Origin of the sequence: Paenibacillus shunpengii, from assembly GCF_042684905.1 — a bacterium.
In the GTDB taxonomy this organism is placed as follows: Bacteria; Bacillota; Bacilli; order Paenibacillales; family Paenibacillaceae; genus Paenibacillus; species Paenibacillus shunpengii.
In genome coordinates this window covers 579,247-605,523 of the sequence record NZ_JBHUMJ010000002.1, presented here as the reverse complement: position 1 = coordinate 605,523, position 26,277 = coordinate 579,247, and the positions used below count along the sequence as shown (strand labels likewise).

The following is a 26,277-nucleotide window of genomic DNA, read 5'->3' as shown; positions in this document are numbered from 1 at the left end:
TCAACTATGAGAAAAAAAGAAAAAAAATCGGAAATCCGAAGCACTACTACTGGGCGTAATCAGATCCCTTCTAATAAGAGACAGAGTAAATCTTTAAGTAAGCCACTAAGTAAATCCCAGAGTAAGTCTCCAGGCAGATTCAAAAATAAAACCCAGGAGAGCGCTCAAGACAAACTTCAGAGTACACTTCACGACAAACTCCAACACAAATCCAAATTCAGAGCCTCAGCCAATGCCACACCGGCAGCCCCAATAGTCATGCGTCCTTCCCGGATGGAAACTGCTCAAGAGGATTTATCACTACAGCCAAACCGAAGTTGGTTATCGCATCAGCGTCAGCCTGTGCCAGACGTCCAGACCCATGATCCCAGAAACGCCAAATCCATGCGGCTCGCACTCCTGATTCCGTTGACAGAACAGTTTACTCCGTCAATGGAAAGCCAGATTGCAGACTCGCTGCGCATGCTGGTCAAAGAAGTCATCATTCTCAAGATCAATGAAAATCTTCAAGATAGTCTGTCGACTTATAAGCCAGATCTCTTACTATGTATCGGCAATCAAGCTGCACAATTCATTACGCCTGAACTCCTATCACAATCAATTCATACAAAAACAGCCATCTGGTTGAATGATCCTTATGAGCCTTGCGAGAATATCGCTTTTGCATACCATGACTGGGACCTTGTCATCACACAGAACATGCTGCATCTTCCTGTATATGAGAAATACGGTTATAAACACATTGTCGTTATGCCATATAGTGCGGATCCGTTAGTTTACAAGCCTCATCAGCCACAGCCCCATTTCCATTCCGATCTCCTCATTGTTGGAGATTATTCAGAGGAACGTCTCCTCTATGTTCATGTCATCCGCCAGCGATGTGAGGGTAAGAAGATCCGAGCGTTAGGTCGAAACTGGGAATCTGTGGATCAGATTGAGATTTGTCAGCCCGATAGCGAAATGATGCTCAGTGCGTACTATAACGGAGCCAACATGATCGTTCATTGGGATGCTGCACCTCGTCCATTGTATGAGATCGCAGCGTGCGGGGTATTTCAAATAGTGGAGAACTCTCCGGATATTCACGAGCTGATGAAGCCTGGCGAGGATGTTGTCATCTTCAGCAACCCCGAACAGCTTGGCTCCAAGCTCCAATACTACAGCGAGAACACGGATCGAAAAAGAATGGTTGCTTCAAGAGCTCTCTATAGCAGCAAATACGACTATTCCTTTCTACAGTCTGCTATGAAGCTAATCTACAGTCTGTTATGAACTAATCCCGCAGTTAAACAATCTATTCTATTAGCTAGCTAACCATACTCAGGATTAGGTGGTGTCCCTGCATGAAGCTGATCGCTTATTATTTACCTCAATTTCATCAAATCCCTGAGAATGATCTGTGGTGGGGAGAAGGCTTTACCGAATGGACGAATACACAAAAAGCACGTCCGCTGTATCCAAATCACCGACAGCCAAAGGAGCCACTAAAGGATTATTACTATAATCTGATGGACCCGTCGGTTCGGGAATGGCAGGCGAGCTTGGCCCGATATTATGGCATCTATGGGTTCTGCTATTACCATTATTGGTTCAAAGGAAAACGGCTGCTCGAAAAACCGCTTGAAGCCTTGCTTCAGTCGGATACTCCTGATTTCCCCTTCTGTCTCTCCTGGGCCAATGAGCCGTGGACACGCAGATGGGATGGCAGTGAGGATGAAATCCTCATGCCCCAGGATTATGGAGATGAAGCCGATTGGGCTGAACACTTCATTGAGCTGCTTAAAGCATTTAATGACAAGAGGTATATTCGTATTGAGAATAAGCCCTTATTCGTAATCTATCGTCCGGGTCTGATTCCAAGGTGTGAGGAAATGCTCGAATACTGGAACAGGCTTGCGGTGCAGCATGGACTTCAAGGCATCTATTTTGTAAGGACGCTGGGCGGGTTTGATATTCCGAATCAAGCCGGATTTGAGGCGAGTGTTGAATTTGAGCCGCATTATACCTTTGCGCATGCACATACGCAGGGCCTGTGGAGCAAGATAAAAAAGAAGGAGAACGAGCACCTGATATTTGACTATGATGGTGCCTGGGAGATGATCTTGTCCCGTTCTCCTCATCGAAGCGGAGAGCAAATTATACCTGGTGCTTATGTGAATTGGGATAATACCCCGCGCAGAGGATACCACGGGCAGAGCTGCATCGGATCCAGTCCGGAGAAATTTGCTTACTATCTGACTAGACAAATAGAGCGGGCAGCTCAGGTATACAACTCTTCATTTCTGTTTGTCAATGCGTGGAATGAATGGGCGGAGGGAACCTATCTAGAGCCGGACAAAGATCACGGCTTCGCCTATTTAGAGGCGGTCAGAACCGCGCTTCTGAATTATGCGCCATGAATCGCAAGTGTAGGGAGACCACTGCTGGTATCCACAATAATCATATAGTTGAGGCCGTCCGTACCCTTAAGCATGAGGCCGGTCTGCGTCGGTAAGGTTGCAGGATAAAACCGCGTTGAGACAGTACTAGCTGCTACCGGAGGAACCATAGGTGTTCCTACGGACATAAGCCGGGATCCAGCCACCACATTTTGGCCTGCGCTCAGATTTAGACCTGCACCCAAATTCCCTTGGATTGTTGCATTATCATCTACAAACATGCCGCCGCCCCATATACTCATACTGTCGGCGATATCCAAGTTTCCAATTGTAGAGTTTCCGACAACCTGAAGCTGACCAAGAATCGTTTGATTTCCCGTTACAAGTACCTGATCAAAAGTCGGCATAATTCTATCACTCCTTCCTTTTTACTATCCATTCTATGTAATTACTTCTCTTTTGCTATATAGCAAAAGTACAATTCAATGGCTATTTCAATAGAGAATGATAGTCTGCCTAATCAGGAGAGCTGCATTGCTTCCGCCAGCAATTGATATGTCACCAGCCTCTGCTCGTAACGGGCGGCACGGGTTGCGATCAGCAGGCTGCTGGATTGTGTACGCTCACTCAGCTTGATGAGTTCTTCCCTTACCTCCTCCGGGTTCCCGACAATGACTGGATATTCAGCAGCAGGGAGACCTGGAGACGACTTCTCCTGATGCTTGACGGAAGCTTGTTCCTTCCAGGAATGGGCTTCTTCCGTCGTTGGAGCACAGATCACACTGACTGCGATAAAGGCCTGAGGTCTAACCATGCTTTTGGAAGGAACAAAATTTGCCGTATATCTCTCAATCATCTCCGCCCCGTCGTGCTCACTCATAAATTGGCCAAATACATAACCTGTGCCTAAACTTGCAGCATAGTCTGCACTCTTCACATTCGTGCCAAGCATCCACAGACTGGGGCCCCTGACCGGGACTGGCTTCGCAGCCACTACTTCCCCTTCATAGGTATACTCCCCTTGAAGGAGCTGCTGAAGCTCCTTGACCCGATCCGGATAATCCACCACCTTCTGCAGAAAATTGCCCGCCAGAGCCATCGATAGATGGGCAGATCCGCCGGGAGCACGGCCAATGCCAAGCTCGATTCGTCCAGGGTACAGGGTAGAGAGCAGGTTATATCTTTCTGCCACTAGAATTGGATGATGATAGGGCAGGAGTACTGCTCCTGAACCAAGCTTAATCTGGCGGGTTCGGGCCCCGATATGGGATAGCAGCACTTCCGGGCTTGCCGATTCAACGCCTGGCAGATTGTGATGCTCAGAGGTCCAATACCTTGCATACCCGAGACGATCCCCTTCCATTGCCAGCTCTACCGATCTGCGGATTGCTTCTTCCGGCGGGCTGTCCATGAGACTTGGCACAAGATCCAGTATGCCGAGCTCTATTCGCTTCGTTTCCATCATGATGTAATCTCCTTATCTGCTTAGTCCAGGTCATATATAGAGCCGACCTTCAGTCCATAGAGCTCGTTATATATCTTCTCGGCAAAAGCATCCGTCATCCCCGCAATGTAATCAATAATCATATGCTCCCAGGTCCATATCGGGCTCAGACGAGCCTGATCCTTCTCATAACGCTGCAGCCAGTCGGTTGGAATAATGGCCTTCGAAGTAACCGGATCATTGAAGGCATGCCAGAGTCTGCGGATGATCCACTCGCTTCTTTTTTGCAGGCGCTGGACTCTCAGATCCTTGATCATCGTCACCCACGCGAAGCTCTTCAGCACACTAACGGTACGAAGCATGTCGAGGTCTTCCTTTCCTTCCTTTATAAAAGTAACCTTCTTCCAGTCGCCCGTATCAATAATTCCCAGAGCCGCTACGAATAAGCTGACCCAATACGCTTTGACCTCCCGCCGAGTACGGGAATAGTCATGATCGCAGCCCGGAAGCTTCTCATTCCAGATCCGCAGGAATTCGTTCAGTACCTCATCTACTTTGGGCTCAATCTTCTCAGGCATCCATCCCATCCAGAACGGGTCATCCAAGGTCATAATCTTGTCTACGATCAGTCTTTTGACATAAGGATCGTGCAGGAAGTGCTCATGCACCTCAATCTTTCCAGCCTTGATTCCATCCTCCAGATCATGCGCGGAATACGCAATGTCATCACATAGATCCATCAGCTGCGCTTCCAAAGTCTTCTGGCCTGCGGGTATGCCCCATTCGCTGCGTATCTCCTTAATGTAGCTCCATTCATGATGGTACATGCCCTTCCTGTTCTCCGTGCCGGGATAAGGATATTTATTGATGCCCAGGAGCACCGCATCCGATAGATTAAGGCCGTCTATATTCTCACGCTTCTCCAGAAACATGATCAGCCTGAAATTATGGGCATTCCCTTCAAAGTGCTCGTATTTCCGGCGCATCGTCTCTTCTACGGTCCGATACTGATGGTTCGAGGATTTCCCTGTTCCGCTGGGATCTACGATCGACAAGGTCTTATCCTCAATCAAGTCGTTCAGAATGCTCCCCAGCACTTCCTCCCCTTTATGACCGAACGGAGGATGTCCAAAATCATGGGCGATCGAGGCGCATTCGACGACCTCGGGATCGATAACAAGTCCCGGATTGTCGGCACGAAGCTCTTCAACATCGGGGTAGCGTCTTAAGAGACTCTTGGCTGCTTCGCGCGCAATCTGGGCCACCTCAAGTGAATGTGTCAGCCGTGTCCGATAATAGTCACCTGTTCCGGCTCCAAACACCTGAGATTTGCCCTGCAGTCTTCTAAAGGTTGGGGAATGGATCAAACGGGAATAGTCGCGTTCATACGTCGCCCTTGATCCTTCCGATTTATTAAGTTCAGCATATTGTCTATGTTCTCTCAGCTTCTCCATATAACTCCTCCAATGATTTGAACGTTCCACTTGTATAAGAATGAATCCTATCTCTTCATTCTATTTATTACCCTAAATCATTTCATAATGCCTTTAGCTGCTGTAATCATTGCCAAGAATTCTACAATTGAACATTATTAAATGTGCAGAATTCTTATTGTGAAATTGTATCCAGTATAACCCCAATGCGTATCATTTCACTAGTTACACTTCTTCCACTATATTATTACAAGAATAAGCCGCATCTCTATATGAGAGGCGACTTATCTCAGCTACCTATATTAGAAGTATCATAGCCACTTTCTTCCCGCTGTACCCTCACCCTCTATCTCCGCATCTTCGGATCGAGAATATCTCGCATCCCGTCACCCAATAGATTAAATCCAAGTACCGTCAGCATGATCGATACGCCAGGAAAAATGAGAGTCCACGGTGCGGTCTGGATAAATTGTCTCGAATCCGACAGCATCTTCCCCCACTCCGGAGAAGGAGGCTGGGCTCCCATTCCCAAAAATCCAAGTGCGGCAGCTTCCAGAATCCCCGTCCCAATCCCGAGCGTGCCTTGCACGATGATGGGAGTGAGACTGTTTGGAAGGACATGACTTAAGAGGATGCTGCCATTTTTCATACCAATCGACTTCGCTGCAGTAATGTACTCCTCCTGCTTCAAAGAGAGCACTCTCGCCCTGACCAGTCTTCCATAGGTCGGAATGTTGACGATGGCGATCGCTACCAGTGCATTGAATAAGGAAGGCCCCAGAATGGCAACGATGGCGATCGCGAGCAGAATACCTGGAAAGGCAAGCAGGATATCAAACAGCCGGGAGATCAGCATATCCAGCCATCTTCCATAGTATCCTGCAATGATGCCGAGCATCGTCCCAACTACAATCGAGCCTACAACTGACGCAAAGCCCACCCATAAGGAAATGCGTGCCCCGTACACCACACGGGTAAATACATCACGACCCAGATCATCCGTACCAAACCAATGCTCAGCAGATGGAGGCTTGAGTCTATCAGCGAGCACCTGCTCTTTATAATCATAGGGAGTAAGCAGAGGGGCCAATACCGCAACGCCGATAAAGAACACTAGGATAATGAGCCCTGCTACTGCCATTTTATGATGAAGAATTCCCCGAATAGCCTCACGCCATGGACCGGATACTTCTTCTGCTGCATCAACTCCGGCTTTACCGCTGCCTAGACTGACTTGTCCCATATCCGTCCCTCCTATTTGTACTGAATTCGAGGATCAATCGCCGCATACAAGAGATCAACGATCAGATTGATTAGAACGTAGATAAAAGCGATGATCAGAATGCCGGATTGTATGACAGGATAATCCCGGAAGCTTATCGCATCATAGATGTATCTCCCGACACCGGGCCAGGCAAAGATCGTCTCTGTCAGCACAGCTCCGCCCAGCAGCATTCCCATTTGCAGGCCAATAACTGTCAGGACAGGAATGAAGGCATTCTTTAATGCATGCTTGTAAACGACAAAAAATTGTCGCATGCCCTTCGCTCTCGCAGTTCGAATATAATCGGAGCTCATAACCTCAAGCATGCTGGAACGTGTCATTCGGGCAATAACCGCCATCGGAATCGTTCCGAGTGCGATACTTGGCAGGATCAGATGCTTCACTGCTGTCCATATTTGATCAGAACGTCCGGCGATGATCGCATCAACGACATTTAGACCGGTAACGGATTCGATGGGATCCCGTACATTCATGCGGCCGCTTGAAGGCAGCCATTTCAATTCGTTAGCGAATAACCACTGTTCCATCAGACCAAGCCAGAAGATTGGCATGGATACCCCTACTAATGCAATGACCATACAGATATAGTCAAACCAAGAATTATGCCGCCAAGCACTTATAATTCCTGCGTTCACTCCAATAACGACGGCGAAGATCATACTTGCCAGAGCAAGCTCCAGCGTCGCCATTAGATAAGGGACAATTTCCTGGGCAATAGGAATTTTGGTGCGGATGGATTCCCCAAGGTCACCTCGTACCAGTTCACTCAAGTACGTAAAATATTGCTCTAACCATGGTTTATCGAGCCCCAATTGATCACGCAGCGCCTGCTTGGATTCTTCTGTCGCTTTCTCACCGAGGATTGTCTCCGCAGGGTCTCCAGGGATCGCGTGAATAATCGAGAATACGATAATCGTCATCCCCAGCAGCACAGGAATAAGAACTAAGAGTCTTTTGACAATATATGTACCGATTTCTCTCACCTGCCTGTAGTCAATTTAAATGTTGTATAAAGAGAGAAGAAGAACAAGCCGCAGTAAACTGCGGCCGTCAGCTATGCTATTTTTGAACTTCTTCGAGCTGTAAAAATCTCATCGTGTCAGGCGATATCTCATTCAAAATAGATCGATTCATACGACTCATTGCCTGTCGGCGCAAGTACGAGTCCCTTAAGATTGGCTGTGGCTGCAAGCAGCGGTGTCGTATGCACGAGAGGAACCCATGGCGCATCCTCCTTGATGATAACCTGAGCCTGCTTGTACAGCTCTTCACGTTTGGTCTGATCTGTCTCCTGCTGAGCTTCGACCAGGATGGTATGCAGCTCGTCACTTGAATAGTAGGTATAGTTATTGCTTGGAATGGCGTCCTTGTCCAGAAGCGTGTAGATGAAGTTATCCGGATCACCGTTATCTCCAGTCCAGCCCAGCATGAAGATATCCTCCTTCTCTCCTGCCTGCAGGTCATCAAGATAAGTCGCCCATTCTGGTGACTCAATATTTACCTTTACGCCAATCTGTTCAAAGTCCGCCTGGATTACTTCCGCCACTTTTCTACCATCCGGCATGTACGGACGCGGAACAGGCATCGCATAGAAGGTGTATTCGCCTGGCAGCCCATCAGGATAACCGGCTTCAGCAAGCAGCTGCTTTGCTTTTTCCAGATCATATTCGTAATCCTGAATCTCGTCATTATAGCCCCACAGGGTCGGCGGCATCGGATTCACGGCCGGTACCGCTTGTCCGGAGAAGAAGGCATCGATAATTCCCTGCTTGTTCACCGCATGGCTCAGCGCTATTCTTACCTTCGGATCGTTAAACGGCTCGTTGTTAAAGTTAAAGCCCAGATAAGCTACGTTAAAGGGCGGGCGTTCAATCTTCTGCAGCTCACTGTTGCTCTCAAGCGTTGTCAGGTGATCTGGACTCAAGTCCTCCATCAGATCGATCTCACCGTTCTGTAAGGCATTGAATCTCGCCGTGTTATCAGGTATGGAGCGCACAATGACTCTTTCAAGCTTAGGAAGGCCCTCCTTCCAATACTCGGCATTCTTCTCCAGGGTGATGGAATCGTTACGTTTCCACTCCTTGAAGACGAAGGGTCCGGTTCCGACCGGCTCACTCTTGAAGTTCTCCTTCTTCTCCTGAATCGCTGCCGGGCTGGCCATCCCGAAGGAAGGCATCGCAATATTTTGGAGGAATGGTGCTTGTGGATTATTTAATGTGAATTCAACGGTCAGATTGTCTACAGCCTTCACTTCCTTGATGATCCGGCTTCCTTCCGGCCCAAACATAGAGTCATAGTAATCAAACGAATCACCTTCGAATTTGAACTCACTATCCGGATCGTTCCAGCGGGTGAAGTTGAAGACAACAGCCTCTGCATTAAACTCTGTACCGTCATGGAATTTAATATTCGGTCTCAGGTTGAACACATATTTGAGTCCATCTGTAGATACTTCCCAGCTCTCGGCAAGCTCACCTTCCACCTCTGTCGTCCCCGGTTTATACCCGAGCAGTGTGTCGAATATCTGCTGCGTAATCTTCAGTGATTCGCCATCCGTGACAATCGATGGATCGAGCGCTACTGAATCGCCGCCTCTTCCCATCACGAGCTCCGTCTGCACTTCAGCAGCCGGTGTTTCTTCGGATGCTTCCGGCTCTGTTGAATTGCCTGGATCTGCGGTGCCCCCTCCCCCTCCGCTGCAGCCTGCAAGCATGATCATGACCGCAAATACAAACCCTAATACTCGCTGATGCTTACGTCTTCTCATCTACGAATTCCCCCTATGTATCTGATTGAATTTATTCAACATATAAGTGGCAGGCCGTAAAATGCCGGCTGTCCGTCTCAAGCAAAGCCGGTCGTTCTTCTCGGCATACGGGTACAGCATAGGAACAACGGGTATGGAACGCACAGCCTTGAGGTGCATTCGAAGGGCTCGGCACTTCCCCGGTGAGCACAATCCGTTCCTTCTTCACGAATGGGTCGGGCTCCGGAACAGATGACAGAAGCGCCTTCGTGTAAGGATGCTGAGGATTGTCAAACAGCTCCTTCTTATCTGCAAGTTCCACGATCCGCCCCAAGTACATCACAGCCACTCTGTCGCAGATATGCTTCACTACACTAAGATCATGAGCTATAAAAATGTAGGTCAGCGCAAACTGCTCCTGCAAATCCTGCAGCAGGTTGACGACCTGTGATTGAATCGAGACATCAAGGGCGGATACAGGTTCATCGAGCAAAATAAGCTTCGGCTGCAGGGCAAGTGCTCTCGCGATGCCGATTCTCTGCCGCTGGCCGCCTGAGAATTGATGAGGATAGCGCTGAATATGAGACGGGTTCAGCCCCACGACATCTATAAGCTCTTGCACACGTTCTTTCCGCTCGGCAGCTTGTCCAATCCCATGCACCTTGAGCGGCTCCTCCAGAATTCGGCCCACCGGATGACGCGGATCAAGCGAAGAATACGGATCCTGAAATACGATCTGCATCTCTCTCCTCTTCTTCCGCATCGCTTCCTCGCCCAGCTCTGTCAGCTCGACTCCGTCAAAACGAACGCTGCCTTCCGTAGGTTCGATGAGACGCAGCAGCGAGCGCCCGGCCGTCGATTTGCCGCAGCCGCTTTCTCCTACAATGCCAAACGTTTCTCCCCGGTTCACATCAAAGGAAAGGCCATCTACAGCTCGCACGACCTCCTGATGCTTGCTGAATCTTCCGAGCACGCCTCTGCGGATAGGATAGTACTTCTTCAAGCTGGTGACATTCAGCAAAGGCTCCTTCATATGGCATCCTCCCGTGGAAGCTCCTCCAGCCAGCAGCGGCTGTAATGACCTGTGCTTCGTTCCGTAAGCTCAGGCAGCTGTTCCGTACAGATTCCCATGACATACGAACATCGAGAAGCGAACCGACACCCCTTCATCTGACTGCTCATGACAGGAACTTGTCCAGGGATGGAATATAAACGGTCGCGGGAATCAGCAAGCCGCGGAACCGAGCGAATCAGGCCTTGCGTGTACGGGTGCTGAGGCCGGCTGAAAATGTCCCTTACAGTCCCTTGCTCAACCACCTTGCCTGCATACATGACCGCAACCCGATCACACATTTCAGCCACGACGCCGAGATCGTGAGTAATCATCAGCACAGCCGTACCGTGCTTCTTGTTCCTCGCTCGAAGCAAATCGAGAATTTGGGCCTGGATCGTCACGTCAAGAGCTGTAGTCGGTTCATCTGCGATCAGCACTTCCGGGTTGCAGGAGATGGCCATTGCAATCATGACCCGCTGTCTCATACCGCCGGATAATTCATGCGGATACTGGCTGATAACCTTGTCAGGCCGGGAGATTCCGACATCGGCCAGCAGACTGACCGCCTTACGCATCGCCTCCTTGCGGCTGATGCGCTCATGAAGACGAAGGGTCTCCATCAACTGCTGCCCAATGGTAAAGAGCGGATTCAAGGATGTCATCGGCTCTTGGAAAATCATGGAGATGGTCTTGCCGCGAATACGGCACATCTCCTTTTCCTTCAGCGGAACAAGATCACGGCCCTTGAGATAGATCGCTCCTTCCACAATTTTTCCAGGAGGGCTTGGCACAAGCCGGAGGACCGATAAGGAGGTGATGCTCTTCCCGCAGCCGGACTCTCCGACGAGACCAACAACTTCACCGGGATAGAGAGCAAGATCAACGCCATCTACAGCAGGCACTTCCCCCTTGCTTGTCATAAAGCACGTCTTCAAATTCTCAATTCGAAGTACAGGTTCACTCATGCTGATCCCCTCTTTTTTTTGAATGTAAGTATGAATACGGCAGTTAATCTATGTGAGCGGCAAATAGCCGAAATCACCTATACAAGTGTGAAATTTAACGGTGAGTGTGACAGCTGCAATAATCGAACTTAGGTCAAATAATAGTCTGGTGAACCCATTTCGCAGCTCATTACAGAGAAGTGGAATTTGATGATGGTCTAGTTGATTAAGATCGGAGTATGTCTATTTGTTTGACATAGTGAGGTTTAAATTTAAGAAATAACATGAAGCAGGGTGTTTTTGTGATAAGTTGTCCATACTTTACAGTAAATATTGGTAAATTTCAATAGGTTATCTGTCATAGTTTTCAATATTATATATAACATGTAATATATTCTAACTTCAAATTAACGTATAAAAGGCGAACGATCCCTGTTATCGGGAAGATTCGCCTCCACATGAACTATTATGTCGTCTGTACTCTGCAACCCCCTGCTCCTTACCCTCTTCCGAACAGGCTTGAGATCGCAATTAACAATCTTGTCTTTAATGTCTTATTTACAACAGACTTCTCTGACCCATTATTATAGAACGAAGGCTGCCGCTCATGTCCTAGATAATGCAGCTTCAGTTCTTCCACACGTACCATGTTTACCATCAATTCATCTCTCATCCGTAACCCTCTCCCTGTTCCTCTATTTGAACTCATTGTACCGGTAATCCAGCTGTTCAGCGTCGGCTTAGGGTCTGAACTGCAAGTATGAAAATGAATCGGTCTCGAGACGGAGTCATCCTAACCCTGCCTGCTTCGTTATTCAGATGCGCGTACATCGCACAGGAACAGATCAGGACCTGGAATAGAAACTTACCGCAAAGGGATAATATGGTATACTTCGAGCTATTTTGTAACAATTTGTGAAAAAAAGACCCTCACGTCAAGTTGGCGGCAGATATTTTACATAAATGATGAAGATTATATTTAATTTCTTTGATAGAATGTGCTTAAGTTAAAATTTGGGAGGGTTGGCCATCTATGTTTAAATGGAAAACAGCAATTTCTTCAGCTGCGGCTGCTGCACTATTATTTAGTTCTTTAGGACTTGCCAGCGCCGCTTCAGAAACAACAGGTTCTGTTTCTACTCCGAACAACAGCGGGACACACATTACACTATTACATACGAATGATTCACACGCCCGCGCAGTTGAGTCTTCACCGAATATGGGCTACGCCAAGGTAGCAGGGATTTTTGACAAATACCGTGCGGAGAACCCGAACACCCTGTTTCTCGATGCAGGGGACGCTGTACACGGGACGACCTTTGCTACACTGGTAAATGGAGAGAGTATTATAAAAGTCATGAACGAGATGGGCTATGATGCCTTCGTTCCCGGCAATCATGAATTCAATTATGGCTGGGAGCATCTCGTTACACTGACTGACAAGCTTAATTTCCCAACGATCAGTGCTAACGTAAGACTCAAAAGCGATGGGACAAGCCTGTACGAGCCTTATATTATTAAAGAAGTAGATGGAGTTAAGATCGGTATCATTGGATTAACAACGCCAGAGACAGCTTATAAGACGAACCCTAAGAACGTAGATGACATCGATTTTACCGATCCTTCGGATGAAGCTCAAAAATATGTAGATGAAATCCGCGATGAAGTAGATGTTGTCGTTATGCTCGCCCATATCGGTCAAGATGATTCAGATATGGACAACACCTTTGACATTCTGGACGAAGTCGACGGCATTGATATCTATATCGACGGACACAGCCATACGGTGCTGGAGGACGGATTCGTTGCTGACAATGGTACACTCGTTGCAAGCGCCGGCGAATATACGAATTATGTCGGTGTGGTTGATCTATGGGTAGATGAAGGCAAAGTCGTCTCCAAGAAAGCAACCTTGATTGATGAGACCGAAGCTGCAGGCATCGCTCCTAACGAGAAAGTAGCTGCTCTTGTGGCTTCTGTTACAGAAGAACAAGCGCCAATTCTGGATGAAGTCGTTGCTACGATCTCCACAGATCTGGAAGGTACACGCGAGAAGGTTCGTGCAGGCGAGACGAATCTGGGTGATCTGATCGCAGATGCACTTCGTGAAGTATCTGGTGCTGATATTGCCCTTACCAATGGCGGTGGAATTCGTGCTTCGATTGAGAAGGGTGAGGTAACCAAAGGAGAGGTTATCACGGTTCTTCCATTTGGTAATCAGATCGTTACTTTGAATGTTAAAGGTGAAGACGTCATTGCTGCCTTAGAGAACGGAGTAAAAAGCTATCCTGAAGCGAGCGGCGGATTCCCGCAAATCTCCGGTTTCAGCTTTAAGATTGATCCAGCCAAGGAGCCAGGAAGCCGCGTGCATTCCGTAATGGTAGGCAACGAGCCTATTGATCCTGAAGCTACTTACACACTGGCAACGAATGATTTCACTGCTATCGGCGGTGACGAATATGAAATGTTTACCAAGTATGCTCAAGCCGGTATGTACGGCTCCCTAGACGAAGCATTGATTACACATCTGCAGAAGCTGGGAAGTGCGGCTGTAACGACAGACGGACGTATCGCAGAAGCCGCAGCTCCTACAGTAACCACTCCTGTAGAAGAGACACCGGCTCCAGAAGCACCAGTGGAAGAAGAACAACCAGATACAACGACCAAACCAACGAAACCAACGAAACCAACAACACCTTCTGTCGAGAAACCAAAGGTATATGTCGTTAAATCTGGTGATACACTCTACTCGATCTCGAAGAAACACGGTACAACCTGGCAAACGATCCAAAAGCTCAACAAGATTAAAAATGCTCACTGGATTTATCCAGGTCAAACATTAAAATTACCTTCTGCTTCTTAAAAACGCACTATCTATAGATCAAAAGTCGTATGAAATGGGCTGGGCTTCTAAATAAATTCTAAAAATATTCAAAAAACTATTAATATCCTTAACAAGAATCCGATATTATAGTTATATAGTAATTATTTAGGAGTGAATCGAGTGTGACATATGTAATAATTTACGTACCGAATAGGTACTAAGTCACACTAACCTATGAATGATCTTTATAGCAAACCCACGAGATAAGTAAGACGAAGAATATCATATGACGACATTAGATTTTGATCTAAGCTTGATGCCATTCAAGAAAAGTCCTGAACTCAAGGTTCAGGACTTTTCTCTGTTTCCAGCCATTTAATGTCAGCTATCAGAAAATGATAGATTGCCTCTATACCAAGGTTAGGATATATGGCAGGGTCAAATCTTGCAGAATCGAATATATTATATTATCCATTTTGACTATCTCAAATAGGGTATAAGATGCAGCTTCGCCAGATCAATAATTTCCGCTAGAGAACAGCTGGACGCAAGACTTCCTTCAGGCTTCGCTTCGGTATACAGCTTGCATTCCACTCGCCCGTCGGCAGCCTCTCTTCCTACAATAATTCTCAGCGGTATCCCGAACAAATCAGCATCCTTGAATTTGACTCCCGGCCGTTCATCGCGATCATCGACCAGGATTTCGAGTCCCAGCTGAGACAAGGCTTTCTCCATCTCGTTAGCAAGCTCCATCTGAACCGAATCCTTGCTTGATACAGGAATAATATGCACATGATACGGGGCAATCGATGCAGGCCAGTGCATCATACCGTCCTCGGCATATTGCTCTGCCACAGCTCCCACTAAACGCGACACTCCAATTCCGTAGCATCCCATGATCGGCACCTGCGGCTGCCCTTGCTGATCGAGGACAGAAGCTCCCATTGCATCGCTATATTTTGTACCCAATTTGAATATATGCCCTACTTCGATCCCTCGCTCGAAGGACAGCGCTGTACCGCATGAGGGACAAGTATCACCGCTGGCTGCATTTCTCACATCATGAACTTCATCCCAAGTGAAATCCAGTCCAGGCACGGACTGAACGTAATGATAGTCCTGCTCTCCAGCGCCAGTAACACTCGTCGTCATCTTCGCGACCGCGTGGTCAGCAATGACTGTCATCGAAAGATCATATGGACCCAGATATCCAACAGGCAGATTTAGCTCTCTGCTCATTTCTTCCGGCATGAGTTCAAGGGTGTGTGCTCCAAGCACCTTCTGCAGTTTAATCTCATTGACCTCATGATCGCCGCGAATAAGCACGGCTATAGGTCTGCCATCAGCCACATATAGCAAGGTCTTGATTACATCTTGAGCTGCCATTTTTAAAAAAAGTGTTAATTCGCTAATGGTCTTCACACCCGGTGTGTGTACCTTCACCTTAGCCGTAGTTCTATGCTGCTCCTGCGCGGCATCCAGAGCTTTGCTGTTATCCTGATTCGGACCGATTCCATACCGCGCCTTCTCCAGATTAGCAGCATAGTCGCAGTGGGTACAGAAAACAATGGTATCTTCACCGATGTCCGCAAGTGCCATATACTCATGGGTCTCACCACTGCCTCCAATCGTTCCGGCATCGGCTTCGACCTGCTTGAATCTCAGACCCAGGCGTGTGAATATGCGGGAGTAAGCTTCACTCATTGCTGTATAGGTCGTATCCAAATCCTCATATGTCGACGAGAACGAGTATGCATCCTTCATTATAAATTCCCGGCCGCGAAGCACACCAAATCGAGGTCTTCGCTCGTCCCGATATTTGGTACTGATCTGATAGAGTGTCACAGGCAGCTGGCGGTAGCTCTGCACATTATCACGTACAAGAGATGTAATGACTTCTTCGTGAGTTGGCCCCAGCGCAAAAGGACGTTCATGCCGATCTTGTAATCTCATCAGCTCTGGTCCATAATCGTCTGATCTCCCGGATTCGTCCCATAGCTCAAGCGGCTGCAAGGAAGGCAGCAAGGTCTCTTGTGCACCAATACGGTCCATTTCTTCACGAATAATTCGCTCAATCTTAAGAAGCACTCTTCTCCCCAGTGGTAAGAAGCTGTACACTCCAGAAGCCGTTTGTCGAATCATGCCTGAACGCAGCAGCAGTTTGTGACTACTGATCTCCGCTTCTGCAGGCGCTTCTCTTAAGGTTGGGGCGAGCAGCTGACTTTGTTTCATACTGGTAATCCTCCTTGTGTGTGCTAAAACGCAAAAAAGACACTCTCGTCAGGGACGAAAGTGTCGTGGTACCACCCTAATTTTAATCTTGCTCGAACAAGCCGGGCATGCCCTTCCTTCAAAGCGAGATCCTCTGTTTCGGCTTAACGTGCCGAGCTTCCGGCAAATGGATACAAACAAATAACCTATCCACATGCAGCTCCAAGGTAGGAGTATAAGAAGCTTGCCTGGAGATCTCTCAGCACTAACGGATCTCTTCTCTGACAGGAAGCTATTACCATATACCATGTCCTTGTTCATTGCTGTTCACATTTTACAGAGCAGAATAATAGATTTACTGATTATTGTCAATCCTTTTCCATATAACGTGCTCACTTCTATCATTCTAAACACCAAGTGGAAAGAAAATACGCTGACAGTCTTGCAGCTACCAGGTAATATAGTATACAGGCCTCATCTCAAGCAGAAAGGAGTTATTAATCATGTTAGATTATATTATTTATGATTTGGAATTTACCGTTAGTCGAAGCACACGCTACACTTCTGAAATTATTGATATCGGTGCAGTCAGGGTAGCTCCCGTGGGCGAAGAAGGCACACTGGCTGTAATGGATACATTCCACACGTATGTAAGACCATCTAATAAATCGGTGCTCTCTGCGGACACCATCCAGTTTACAGGCATTACACAAAAGGATATCGACGCAGCTCCGCTGTTCCCTGAAGCAGTGAAGGAGCTCATTAACTGGCTTCCTGAGTCCTACTATCTATGCTCATGGGGTCCGGATGATAAGAGCAAATTCGTCTCCCATTGCCGTACACACCAAATGAAGGTCAACTGGATCATGAATCATAACGATGTACAGAAACAAATCTCGCGAATCCTTCGCAAAGAAGGCGGTCCACGTCAGCTTGGCCTTAGTCAGGCCCTAATGCTATGCGGCATCGAGTTTGATGGAACCCAGCACCGTGCACTGGATGACGCTCTGAATACAGCCAAAGTATTTATCCATCATTTCAACCAACTCAAGCTGGAGCAGAATAATGCGGCCGAAGAGGAAGGAACCAAATCCAAGCTCGTATATTCCAGCGGAGATGAAGACAAGCACAATCCATTTGGAGATCTGGCAAAATTGCTGGGATCGTCCGATTCGTGATATTCGTAATATTAAGCCTCTATACCACCCTCATTCTCATACAACGCCAGCCAAGTCTTGAGCCTCGCTCGCAACTCATTTCGATACTGCGGGGGCTCGAGAATTTCCGCATCTGATCCAAATTGGACAAGCCAGTCCATGAACTCCTTATGATCATTCAAGGTTACCTCAAGAAGCAGGCTTCCTCCTGGCTCCTCTATTAACACGGGTTGTACCAGCATCTCACTTCTTCTAACCCGATCTGCAGCATGCGCCTTAAATCGAACCTTGTATGTAGTGTGCTCGTGACCTTTATGTACAGACCATGTTTCTTTAAAAAACGATTGCAGCTCCGCTGTTTCGCGTCGGAATGTCTGTGTCATGATTTCTACCTCTCTGATACAGCTCATCCGGAGAGCTTCAACACGATTCGTTTGATGACAATGACCAATTACATAGAAATGATGCTCCTTCGGAAGCAGATAATAGGGATCAATTCTTAGCCGATCGCCAGCTCCTCCATCCATATATCCCTCTGTTCCTTCAGCTGGTGAAGAGTACGCCACTTCCATCGTATTCTGATAGACAGAAGCTTGGATAATGGATACGAGTACCTTCTCATCCTGCTCAGTGTCATAACCAGCTCCCAGCTTCATAACCGCTGCAAATTGCTCAGCCCATTCTACTCGCTCATTGTTCTTCTTAAGGCTTGCAGCCATGACCTTCTCATAAGCACTTTCAAAAGCAGAGGGCAGGATCGGCTTAATCTGATCCATCTCCTCTGCTACTTTTGCAAAGGCTGCATCTTCCTCCTCTGTCCAGTTCAGCGGATAAAGTGCAAATCGGCTAATAAATTGATAACCCCTGCCATGTCCCATATTCACAACCGGAATATGCATCGCACTTAGGGCATCCATATCTCTGTAAATTGTACGCTCCGTCGTCTCACAGCGTTCAGCAAGCTCTCTCGCCAAGATACCAGGCTTCGCTTGTACCAAGGTAATAATGCGCATTAATCGAATAAGTCGCTCTGTCATGCGTATCCTCCTGCAACGATAAACTCAACATATTAAAATGAACTCATGTTCTATAGCTATCTATCCATATAGTCCATTCTATCTAGTAAAATTCTTATCGTCATCCTTTCACATAGTACTTTAGACTTATATCGGTTATTACCCTTTATTTCATTATGTATAACTTCATACGATAATAAACGCTGCAGACAACGGATGATATCGTTCTAGACTGTTCGTCATCAAATCTCATTATTTGGCCTGCTTCTCCATAAAATCTTCCTCATCTTCTTCAAGATAATAGGTACCGGATGATTCTCTGACGGTGTCGCTATGCTCATCATTTAATTTCTCGTATGTCATTTGATAATATTCGCCTAACTGGATCAGGATCTGAGCTTCGCGGTAATATTCTAGATCTCCGGATCTTACAGCCATAATCAGCAGTTCATCCGTATGCCGCTTAATGATTTCGCAGCCTTCCTCTGTTCTTCCTCTTTCAAAAGCACGAAGTGCCTGCTTCATGATCCCCGTCGTCTCGCTCAGCTTTACATGTTTCTGAACTCTCAGATCGGGCTGCTTGTTCATAAGCCCCAAGTGAGCCGATATTTGTAAATAGATCTGCTCCCTTCGCAAGAGAACGCGCTGTTCCTGTTTCGTCTTGAAGGCACTCCAGTAGGCGGAGCACACTGACTTCTTACCGGCAGATTGTGAAGATACTGCCAGCTCAAGCAGTAATGTTTTGGTTTTTCCTTTATAAGCGCTTCCCATTTGCAAGACCCAGCCGGCATCCGTTTCCTTGGCTCTGGCTCCGTGTACTGCTTTAATAACAACTCCGTCTTCGGGCTTAAGCAGCAGCTCTACATCACGATATAAGAGCTTGGGCATGAGCTTGGATTGTCTCTTGGCAGGAGGACCGCTGCGCCACTCCATCAGCAGATATAGTGAGTTTTCTCCAGAGACAGAAATTACTTCACGATTCCAGGTACAAAATACGTCCAATATCGAACTCATCATTTCTCCTCCCCTGTAAGGCTTTTCTTAATACTAACAGTTCAAATCGACAACTGATTGTCACGGAACATATGTTCGGTACAAAATATTGCAAAAAAATGTGACTTTACGCGTTCCAGCTTTGCTCATTCGACTTAAAACGACAAAAAACCACCGATCTCAAAGATCAGTGGTTATCGTGAGTGACTTCATATATGCGTTTAAACTGTTACTACATTATCCTCGGTATTCAATCGCTCGTTATCTATCGGAGCCAATGTATAGCCGTCGAATACATATCCGCTTCCTACCGGTTTTCCGTTTACTGTAATCATAATCGTCTTGTGTACTTCTTTTTCCATTTGATTGTTCATCATTATTATCGTTCTCCTTCTATTATCCTTGCGTTCTCATTTGTTATATATGTTGTTTCGCTTCGTATCCTAGGCAATTATGAAATGGACGGTGATGAGCTCTAAGTTCGTGTCGTTCCTTCTTCTACTTACCCTCTTATCCACAAGATTAAACAAGAACATTACAAACTTTTCATTAGCAAACAATGGTGAAATATGAAACAATTAATAAAATAATCTCGTATAAAAATAACAGATTTCGCTGAACTCACAACGGGTAACAACCACTTGTATGTATTCTCAAAATAAGGTGGTGATGGAATGAAAAATTCAGGAATCAAGCTGTCACTTCTCACTATGGTCCTATACAGTATCACTCTATTCATATCCGACGCCCGAACACATGCAGGATTCTGGGAGAATCTATATAACGGTTACGAGCAGTACTCTAAGCTCCCTGAGGAAGTCAATCAATTGCAGCAAAGCTATGAGCAAACGATGAATGAGCTGAACAGCGCCAAGCAAAACATGGAGGCCTTCCAGGAGAGAAACGAAGACCTGATTCAGCAGAATGAGGAGCTCATGAAGCAGAATGCCAATCTGAATCAGCTTGTTTCACAGATGCAGCAGGCCGAGGCTGACCGTAAGGCCTCGCAGCAGAAGGTCATCAATACGGCGATTGTTGGCGTACTGCTCATTATCGGGTATTTTGTGTTCATCCGAGTGATTCGGTTCCGAATGCGCAGAGCTTCAAGACACTAGATCCCGCCAGGATTACAGTGCACATAGTGACAATCAATCGATTAGAGGAGATTATCTCGATCAATGCAAATCTCACAAAGTATGGATGCACCGGGTATGTCCGGACAAGCAGCAACCTTTTCACTGACGGAGCAGGACAAGATTCATATCCTCCATCCTCAGCAAATCGTTGCCTATCGGGGGCCCTCAAGCGGTCGGAACGATCGTTTGACAAACATCCAGGGCATGTACCGCAAAAGAAAGCTGATCCGCTCTGAAATGAGCGGGCCTTGCCAGTTTGTATGTGCCCTCCCGCCTGGTATTACGATGAAAAGAATCGACCTGGATGAGCACAGCGATCTGCTGTACGATTTTCGGCATTTACTATTTTATAGCGATGGAATTGAAATGCAGACCCGAATTCTCAAGCTGAAGAACATGCTCATTACCCGGGATGCGATCAAGATGAAATTTTCCGGAAAAGGTACGATCGGGATCCTGACCCAAGGACAGGTCTGTGAACAAGAGCTTCATCCAACCGCTCCATTATATGTGGATGCAGGCAGCATCATTGCCTATCCGGAGAATGCGAAGCTAGAGCTTACTGTGTACGGCAATCACCTTGCCAGTCAGCACATGAACTACCACTGGAAGATGACCGGTCACGGAACCGTTCTGTTCCAGGCCGGCCGGGAGAATCAGAAGCTGGAGAACGATATTAATGATGAAGGCTTCTTTAAGCGCTTGATGCGTGAAATGCTGCCCTTTGGCAATGTGTGGATCAAGTAAAATGTGGATAATGAAAAATAGCTTCTAATGTTCGGTTTTTCTGATATAATACTTACTGGAACTTTTGTTATGATTAGCTTATATGACAACTGAAAATTGAAATCCATGGATGAGATCCATGGGAGAGGTTCGCGAACTCCCTCTATAAAAAACTATACAGATTGTCAAAGATGAACTTTAAATTTACTGTCTGGGCCTGTAACCTGACTATGGCTGTAATACAGCTTGGTTAGAGCTACCCTGGATTGTTTTTTTCTTATGCCTGTCATCTTGAAACGTCAATCTATATATGAGCCCTGCCCGTAGAGCAGAGGCCTGTTTTTTGTTGAACGAGTTAGGGAACCTCTCTTTTCTTCCTTTGAAGCGTACTGTATTTACGGCACGCAAATTCTAGAAGATGGAGAGGTTTTTTTATGTTTAAAAATGAAAAAGCAATCGTCGTATTCAGCGGCGGTCAAGATAGCACGACCTGCCTGTTCTGGGCGAAAAAGCATTTTGCGGAAGTGGAGGTCGTTACCTTTGACTACGGACAGCGGCACAAGCTGGAGATTGAAGTAGCTGCCGATATCGCCCGCGATCTTGATGTAGAGCAAACCGTTCTTGATATGAGCCTGTTGAACCAGCTCTCGCCGAACGCACTTACACGCAGCGACATTGAGATCACACAGGAAGAGGGACAGCTGCCGAGTACTTTTGTAGACGGCCGAAATCATCTCTTTCTAAGCTTCGCAGCAGTAATGGCCAAGCAAAAAGGCGCACGGCATATCATTACAGGCGTGTGCGAAACAGATTTCAGCGGATATCCGGATTGCCGTGATGTGTTCGTCAAATCGCTGAACGTCACGCTCAATCTGGCGATGGACTATGAGTTTGTCATTCATACGCCGCTCATGTGGCTGAACAAAGCCGAAACATGGGCGCTCTCGGATGAGCTGGGTGCATTTGATTATGTACGCGAGCGTACATTGACCTGCTACAACGGCATTAAAGGTGACGGCTGTGGAGAGTGTCCTGCCTGCAAGCTGCGCAAAGCAGGGCTTGATGAATATTTAACTGAACGAGGCGGTGTAAAGTGATGAGACCAGAACCCGGCACATTTCGGATTGTAGAACGGCTGCAGCGTATAGGTGAGGACATTCAGCAGGAGCAGCTCCGCTATCACCGGAAGCGGGTCCTTGTCAGCAAGGAGTTTACCTTTGACGCGGCGCATCATCTGCACTGCTATGAGGGTAAATGCAAGAATCTGCACGGCCATACCTACAAAGTCGTCTTCGGTATCAGTGGTATCCCTGGTGAGACGGGGATCACCGTGGACTTTGGAGATGTCAAAGAAATTTGGAAGACTCAAATTGAAGGCTATCTCGATCATCAATATTTGAATGAAACACTGCCAGCGATGAATACAACGGCGGAAAATATGGTGGTCTGGATCTATGAACAAATGGAGACTGCGCTGCAGAGTGAGCCTTATAAGACACAAATCGAAGGTGGACGGACCGAATTTGTGAGACTGTTTGAGACTCCAACCAGCTATGCGGAAGTCAGACGGGAGTGGATGCTTGATGAATAGCACAGATCTATCGACTGCTCCGTCCGAGCGAAAATCTCCCGCTCATCGTCCCATCCCTGTGCTCGAAATCTTTGGCCCTACCGTTCAAGGAGAAGGGATGGTCATTGGGCAGAAAACGATGTTCGTCAGAACGGCTGGCTGTGATTACCGCTGCTCATGGTGTGACTCGGCGTTTACCTGGGATGGCAGTGCCAAGGATCAGATTCGTCTGCTGAGCAGCGAGGACATCTGGAGTGAGCTTACCTCAATTGGCGGTGACCGTTTCTCCCACGTTACGATCTCCGGAGGGAATCCGGCCTTACTGCCTCAGATGGGAGAGCTCGTGAAGCTGCTGCAGGCTAGAGGCATTCGTACGGCCGTCGAGACTCAAGGCTCCAAATGGCAGGACTGGCTGATGGATATCAGTGAAGTCACACTATCTCCGAAGCCGCCAAGCTCAGGAATGACAACGGACTGGCAGAAGCTTGATGAGATCGTTCAGCGTCTGGCTAACCGAGCGAGTGACACAGCTTACAGCCTGAAAGTCGTCATTTTTGATGAGAAGGATCTGGAGTATGCACGTAAGGTGCATAAGCGCTACCCGGAAGTATCCATGTACTTGCAAACAGGCAACCCAGATGTTACCACTGGTGATGTGGAGAACCACGCCTCTTCCCTGCTGCATCGATATGAATGGCTGATCGACCGAACGATGGAGCTGCCTGATATGAATGAGGTGAGGGTGCTTCCACAGCTGCATACGCTAGTGTGGGGCAATAGGCGCGGAGTGTAGCGGAGCAATTTTCAGTATATGCAGTGAGGTTTTTGGATGAGAACGACTTTTGACGTAGTCAACCGGAGTGATTCACCATTGACCGAACGCTTTTACATCGGGCCTGCGAGCCGAATAACAGCGAGCAGCGCCCACCAGCACACAATAATAATGCGGAGCAATTTTTAGTATATGCAGTGAGGTTTTTGGATGAAGAACGACTTTTGACGCAGTCAACCGGAGTGATTCAGCCAAAAACCGAACGCTTTTCCTCGATAAATTGTTCCGCACCCAAGGAGAATGATGACAATGGCCGGACGCCAATCCGATGAACTGCAGGATATTACCCTGCTTGGCAATCAAGGAACGAAATACAATTTTGAATATGACCCTGACATCCTGGAGACCTTCGATAACAAGCATCCTTACAGAGATTACTTCGTGAAATTCAACAGCCCGGAGTTCACGAGCTTGTGCCCGATTACAGGACAGCCTGACTTCGCGACCATCTATATCAGCTACATTCCAGACATCAAAATGGTCGAGAGCAAATCGCTGAAGCTGTATCTGTTCAGCTTCCGTAATCATGGAGATTTCCACGAGGACGTAGTCAACATTATCATGAATGATCTCATCAAGCTGATGGACCCGCGTTACATTGAAGTATGGGGTAAATTTACGCCAAGAGGCGGAATTTCCATTGATCCATACTGCAACTATGGCCGTCCGGGAACCAAATATGAAGAGCTGGCTACGCAGCGCTTGTTCCAGCATGATATGTACCCGGAGAAAATCGATAACCGTTAATCGAGATTCCAAGCTAACCGGTGTATGGAGCCGTTTCACTTTGCAGTGAAGGGGCTCCTTTTGCTATTTACCGTTATTCCGCCATTGCAGGTTAAGTAATTTTTGCCATATGATGAGAGAATCTTCGTTGCTTACGGTTGTTCAGTTAACTATGCAGGGGATGATTGGAATCGATTACACCTTATCTTTTCTTCCCTGTACTTCAAAGGAGACCATCACATGTCACTCAATTCGTTAACAAAAGCCGGCGGTTCAGGCGCCCGGCTGCTGCCGCGTCCGGGCAGTGATCCGCAGACTACCATTTTCCCCATTCTGATTGCCATTGGTCTAGTGCATCTGCTCAATGATTCGGTGCAATCCGTTATTCCCGCGATCTTTCCGGTACTGCAGGATAACATGGGGATCAGCTACAGCCAGATGGGGTGGATCGCATTCGCCCTGAATATCACCGCTTCGATCATGCAGCCGGTCGTAGGTTATTTCTCCGATAAACGGCCAACGCCAGCACTGCTTCCGATCGGTATGGCTTTTACCTGCTCAGGGATGATCTTCCTCGCCTTTGCCAATAGTTATCTGGCCATCCTGCTTGCGGTGATTATGGTTGGATTAGGCTCGGCTGCCTTCCATCCTGAAGGCTCCAAGGTATCCCATATGGCGGCAGGCAATCGCCGCGGTTTGGCTCAATCTATCTTTCAGGTTGGAGGTAATGCGGGACAGTCGCTGGCACCGCTTCTAACCCGCTGGGTGTTCATTCCTTTTGGACTCATGGGCTCACTTGGCTTCGCAGCCCTGGCAATGGTCGGAATTGCCGTTCAAATCTACATCGCGAGATGGTACGGAAGAACCCTTCGAAGCGCAGGATACGCCAAGAAAAAAGCAAACGCAGGTGTCATGAACCCAGCAGTGAAAAACAAAATTATGTATGCCTTTGTCGTACTCGTTCTGCTCGTATTTGTACGGTCCTGGTATATTTCATCGATCGGCAGCTACTATGCCTTCTTCCTGAAGGATGCCTTTGCGCTTTCGACGGAAGATGCACAGATTTTTATTTTCTTGTTCCTGGGAGCAGGTGCAGTGGGTACCTTCCTGGGCGGACCGCTGGCGGACCGTTTTGGTAAACGTAATGTCATTTTGGCGTCTATGGCACTGGCCTCTCCGCTTGCACTGATTCTGCCTTATGCGAATCTGTTCTGGACAGGAGTACTGCTGACCATCATCGGATTCATCATGCTGTCCAGCTTCTCCGTAACCGTCGTCTACGCCCAAATGCTCGTGCCCGGCAAGATCGGTACCGTATCCGGCATGATCACAGGTCTTGCCTTTGGACTCGGGGGCCTTGGCTCATTGGTGCTCGGCAACTGGATCGACGCAGCAGGAATTAACACGGTGATGTTCGTCTGCAGCTTCATGCCGCTGCTGGGGGTACTCACCTTCCTATTGCCAACCGATAAACGTCTCGCCTCCTGGACGGATCATACCGCTTCCTAAGGAAATACGTAGAATTGTACAGGTAACATAGAAAAGCGCTCGGGAATCATCCCGGGCGCTTTATTTCTGTCTGCAGCAACCCTGCTGCAATAGAAGAGGCTTGTTTATTGCTTAGGCCGCTTCTTTACTAGTAGTGATATAAGCAATTGCACGACGATAAATATAATACCTATGATAATGAATGGAGCAGGGATACCTGCCGTCATCATAAAAAACACAATCACCAGTCCAATCAACGTATAAAAGAGACGTTTCCCCGTCCTTCGCCTAGTATTCTTCACCTCTGTACTCCC

The 26,277-nt window shown here is 47.5% G+C and carries 25 protein-coding genes and 1 riboswitch; of the genes, 11 read left to right on the top strand and 14 right to left on the bottom strand.

The genetic code is table 11. From position 1 onward, the window contains the following. Positions 1 to 6 precede the first annotated feature (6 nt). Positions 7 to 1,272 (top strand): glycosyltransferase family protein, encoded by a 1,266-nt coding sequence (locus tag ACFSVM_RS02640; RefSeq protein WP_379260255.1) that lies wholly within the window; start codon positions 7 to 9, stop codon positions 1,270 to 1,272. 71 nt (positions 1,273 to 1,343) lie between these two features. Continuing rightward, positions 1,344 to 2,399 carry a glycosyltransferase WbsX family protein gene (locus tag ACFSVM_RS02635; RefSeq protein WP_379260253.1) on the top strand — a complete coding sequence of 352 codons (1,056 nt, stop codon included), beginning with the start codon at positions 1,344 to 1,346 and terminating at the stop codon, positions 2,397 to 2,399. Here the strand turns inward: ACFSVM_RS02635 and ACFSVM_RS02630 are convergent. The 9 genes from ACFSVM_RS02630 to ACFSVM_RS02590 form a co-directional block, all read right to left on the bottom strand. After that, a complete protein-coding gene (locus ACFSVM_RS02630) occupies positions 2,387 to 2,785 on the bottom strand; it encodes a hypothetical protein (RefSeq protein ID WP_379260251.1) in 399 nt (132 codons plus the stop codon). The two genes, ACFSVM_RS02635 and ACFSVM_RS02630, sit on opposite strands and share 13 nt — an antisense overlap. 113 nt (positions 2,786 to 2,898) lie before the next feature. Beyond that, the gene (locus ACFSVM_RS02625; protein WP_379260249.1) at positions 2,899 to 3,843 is read right to left on the bottom strand and encodes an MsnO8 family LLM class oxidoreductase; all 945 of its coding nucleotides are present in this window, start codon (positions 3,841 to 3,843) and stop codon (positions 2,899 to 2,901) included. A 20-nt stretch (positions 3,844 to 3,863) separates the two neighbouring features. Further along, complete coding sequence (locus tag ACFSVM_RS02620; RefSeq protein WP_047912221.1) at positions 3,864 to 5,276, bottom strand: deoxyguanosinetriphosphate triphosphohydrolase family protein; 1,413 nt, start codon at positions 5,274 to 5,276, stop codon at positions 3,864 to 3,866. A 325-nt stretch (positions 5,277 to 5,601) separates the two neighbouring features. Continuing rightward, complete coding sequence (nikC, locus tag ACFSVM_RS02615; protein WP_379260247.1) at positions 5,602 to 6,498, bottom strand: nickel transporter permease; 897 nt, start codon at positions 6,496 to 6,498, stop codon at positions 5,602 to 5,604. 11 nt (positions 6,499 to 6,509) lie between these two features. Continuing rightward, positions 6,510 to 7,514: an ABC transporter permease gene (locus ACFSVM_RS02610; RefSeq protein ID WP_090726386.1), complete on the bottom strand. Its 1,005-nt coding sequence runs from the start codon at positions 7,512 to 7,514 to the stop codon at positions 6,510 to 6,512. 137 nt (positions 7,515 to 7,651) lie between these two features. Further along, complete coding sequence (locus ACFSVM_RS02605) at positions 7,652 to 9,307, bottom strand: ABC transporter substrate-binding protein (protein ID WP_076312051.1); 1,656 nt, start codon at positions 9,305 to 9,307, stop codon at positions 7,652 to 7,654. Positions 9,308 to 9,338: 31 nt separating this feature from the next. Then, positions 9,339 to 10,319 (bottom strand): ABC transporter ATP-binding protein, encoded by a 981-nt coding sequence (locus ACFSVM_RS02600; RefSeq protein ID WP_379260244.1) that lies wholly within the window; start codon positions 10,317 to 10,319, stop codon positions 9,339 to 9,341. Beyond that, positions 10,316 to 11,305, bottom strand: a complete 990-nt coding sequence (locus tag ACFSVM_RS02595; RefSeq protein WP_379260242.1) for an ABC transporter ATP-binding protein — start codon at positions 11,303 to 11,305, stop codon at positions 10,316 to 10,318. The genes ACFSVM_RS02600 and ACFSVM_RS02595 overlap by 4 nt, the downstream gene beginning before the upstream one ends. A gap of 478 nt (positions 11,306 to 11,783) precedes the next feature. Next, positions 11,784 to 11,957 (bottom strand): hypothetical protein, encoded by a 174-nt coding sequence (locus ACFSVM_RS02590; protein ID WP_179085524.1) that lies wholly within the window; start codon positions 11,955 to 11,957, stop codon positions 11,784 to 11,786. A 360-nt stretch (positions 11,958 to 12,317) separates the two neighbouring features. Between ACFSVM_RS02590 and ACFSVM_RS02585 the strand changes: the two genes are divergently transcribed. Further along, on the top strand, positions 12,318 to 14,147 hold the full coding sequence (locus tag ACFSVM_RS02585) for a 5'-nucleotidase C-terminal domain-containing protein (protein ID WP_076312054.1): 1,830 nt from the start codon (positions 12,318 to 12,320) through the stop codon (positions 14,145 to 14,147). A gap of 441 nt (positions 14,148 to 14,588) precedes the next feature. Here ACFSVM_RS02585 and ACFSVM_RS02580 read toward each other — a convergent pair whose 3' ends face one another. Then, positions 14,589 to 16,340 (bottom strand): proline--tRNA ligase, encoded by a 1,752-nt coding sequence (locus ACFSVM_RS02580; RefSeq protein ID WP_076312055.1) that lies wholly within the window; start codon positions 16,338 to 16,340, stop codon positions 14,589 to 14,591. Between the two features lie 482 nt (positions 16,341 to 16,822). On the opposite strand from ACFSVM_RS02580, the gene ACFSVM_RS02575 reads away from it, so the two are divergent. Beyond that, on the top strand, positions 16,823 to 17,497 hold the full coding sequence (locus ACFSVM_RS02575; RefSeq protein ID WP_076312057.1) for a 3'-5' exonuclease: 675 nt from the start codon (positions 16,823 to 16,825) through the stop codon (positions 17,495 to 17,497). Between the two features lie 11 nt (positions 17,498 to 17,508). Here the strand turns inward: ACFSVM_RS02575 and ACFSVM_RS02570 are convergent, their stop codons facing one another. The 3 genes from ACFSVM_RS02570 to ACFSVM_RS02560 form a co-directional block, all read right to left on the bottom strand. Then, positions 17,509 to 18,513 carry a helix-turn-helix transcriptional regulator gene (locus ACFSVM_RS02570; protein ID WP_076312058.1) on the bottom strand — a complete coding sequence of 335 codons (1,005 nt, stop codon included), beginning with the start codon at positions 18,511 to 18,513 and terminating at the stop codon, positions 17,509 to 17,511. Positions 18,514 to 18,744: 231 nt separating this feature from the next. Further along, positions 18,745 to 19,509 carry a hypothetical protein gene (locus ACFSVM_RS02565; RefSeq protein WP_143042136.1) on the bottom strand — a complete coding sequence of 255 codons (765 nt, stop codon included), beginning with the start codon at positions 19,507 to 19,509 and terminating at the stop codon, positions 18,745 to 18,747. A 197-nt stretch (positions 19,510 to 19,706) separates the two neighbouring features. Further along, positions 19,707 to 19,862, bottom strand: a complete 156-nt coding sequence (locus ACFSVM_RS02560) for a hypothetical protein (RefSeq protein WP_177178792.1) — start codon at positions 19,860 to 19,862, stop codon at positions 19,707 to 19,709. Between the two features lie 297 nt (positions 19,863 to 20,159). On the opposite strand from ACFSVM_RS02560, the gene ACFSVM_RS02555 reads away from it, so the two are divergent. From ACFSVM_RS02555 to ACFSVM_RS02525, 7 genes are all read left to right on the top strand, one after another. Further along, positions 20,160 to 20,600 carry a hypothetical protein gene (locus tag ACFSVM_RS02555; protein ID WP_379260237.1) on the top strand — a complete coding sequence of 147 codons (441 nt, stop codon included), beginning with the start codon at positions 20,160 to 20,162 and terminating at the stop codon, positions 20,598 to 20,600. Between the two features lie 63 nt (positions 20,601 to 20,663). Then, the gene (locus ACFSVM_RS02550) at positions 20,664 to 21,368 is read left to right on the top strand and encodes an AIM24 family protein (protein ID WP_047912227.1); all 705 of its coding nucleotides are present in this window, start codon (positions 20,664 to 20,666) and stop codon (positions 21,366 to 21,368) included. Between the two features lie 118 nt (positions 21,369 to 21,486). Further along, positions 21,487 to 21,530, top strand: a riboswitch (PreQ1 riboswitch). 251 nt (positions 21,531 to 21,781) lie between these two features. Further along, positions 21,782 to 22,444: a 7-cyano-7-deazaguanine synthase QueC gene (gene queC, locus ACFSVM_RS02545; protein ID WP_379260234.1), complete on the top strand. Its 663-nt coding sequence runs from the start codon at positions 21,782 to 21,784 to the stop codon at positions 22,442 to 22,444. Beyond that, positions 22,444 to 22,938, top strand: coding sequence for a 6-carboxytetrahydropterin synthase QueD (queD, locus tag ACFSVM_RS02540; protein WP_379260232.1), 495 nt, complete (start codon positions 22,444 to 22,446; stop codon positions 22,936 to 22,938). Before queC ends, queD begins: the two co-directional genes overlap by 1 nt. Further along, positions 22,931 to 23,710, top strand: a complete 780-nt coding sequence (gene queE, locus ACFSVM_RS02535) for a 7-carboxy-7-deazaguanine synthase QueE (protein ID WP_379260230.1) — start codon at positions 22,931 to 22,933, stop codon at positions 23,708 to 23,710. Before queD ends, queE begins: the two co-directional genes overlap by 8 nt. 288 nt (positions 23,711 to 23,998) lie before the next feature. Further along, positions 23,999 to 24,496: a preQ(1) synthase gene (gene queF / locus ACFSVM_RS02530; protein ID WP_090726156.1), complete on the top strand. Its 498-nt coding sequence runs from the start codon at positions 23,999 to 24,001 to the stop codon at positions 24,494 to 24,496. Between the two features lie 219 nt (positions 24,497 to 24,715). Further along, positions 24,716 to 25,984, top strand: a complete 1,269-nt coding sequence (locus tag ACFSVM_RS02525) for an MFS transporter (protein ID WP_379260227.1) — start codon at positions 24,716 to 24,718, stop codon at positions 25,982 to 25,984. A 104-nt stretch (positions 25,985 to 26,088) separates the two neighbouring features. On the opposite strand, the gene ACFSVM_RS02520 is transcribed toward ACFSVM_RS02525, so the two are convergent. Beyond that, complete coding sequence (locus tag ACFSVM_RS02520; RefSeq protein WP_379260225.1) at positions 26,089 to 26,265, bottom strand: hypothetical protein; 177 nt, start codon at positions 26,263 to 26,265, stop codon at positions 26,089 to 26,091. Positions 26,266 to 26,277 lie beyond the last annotated feature (12 nt).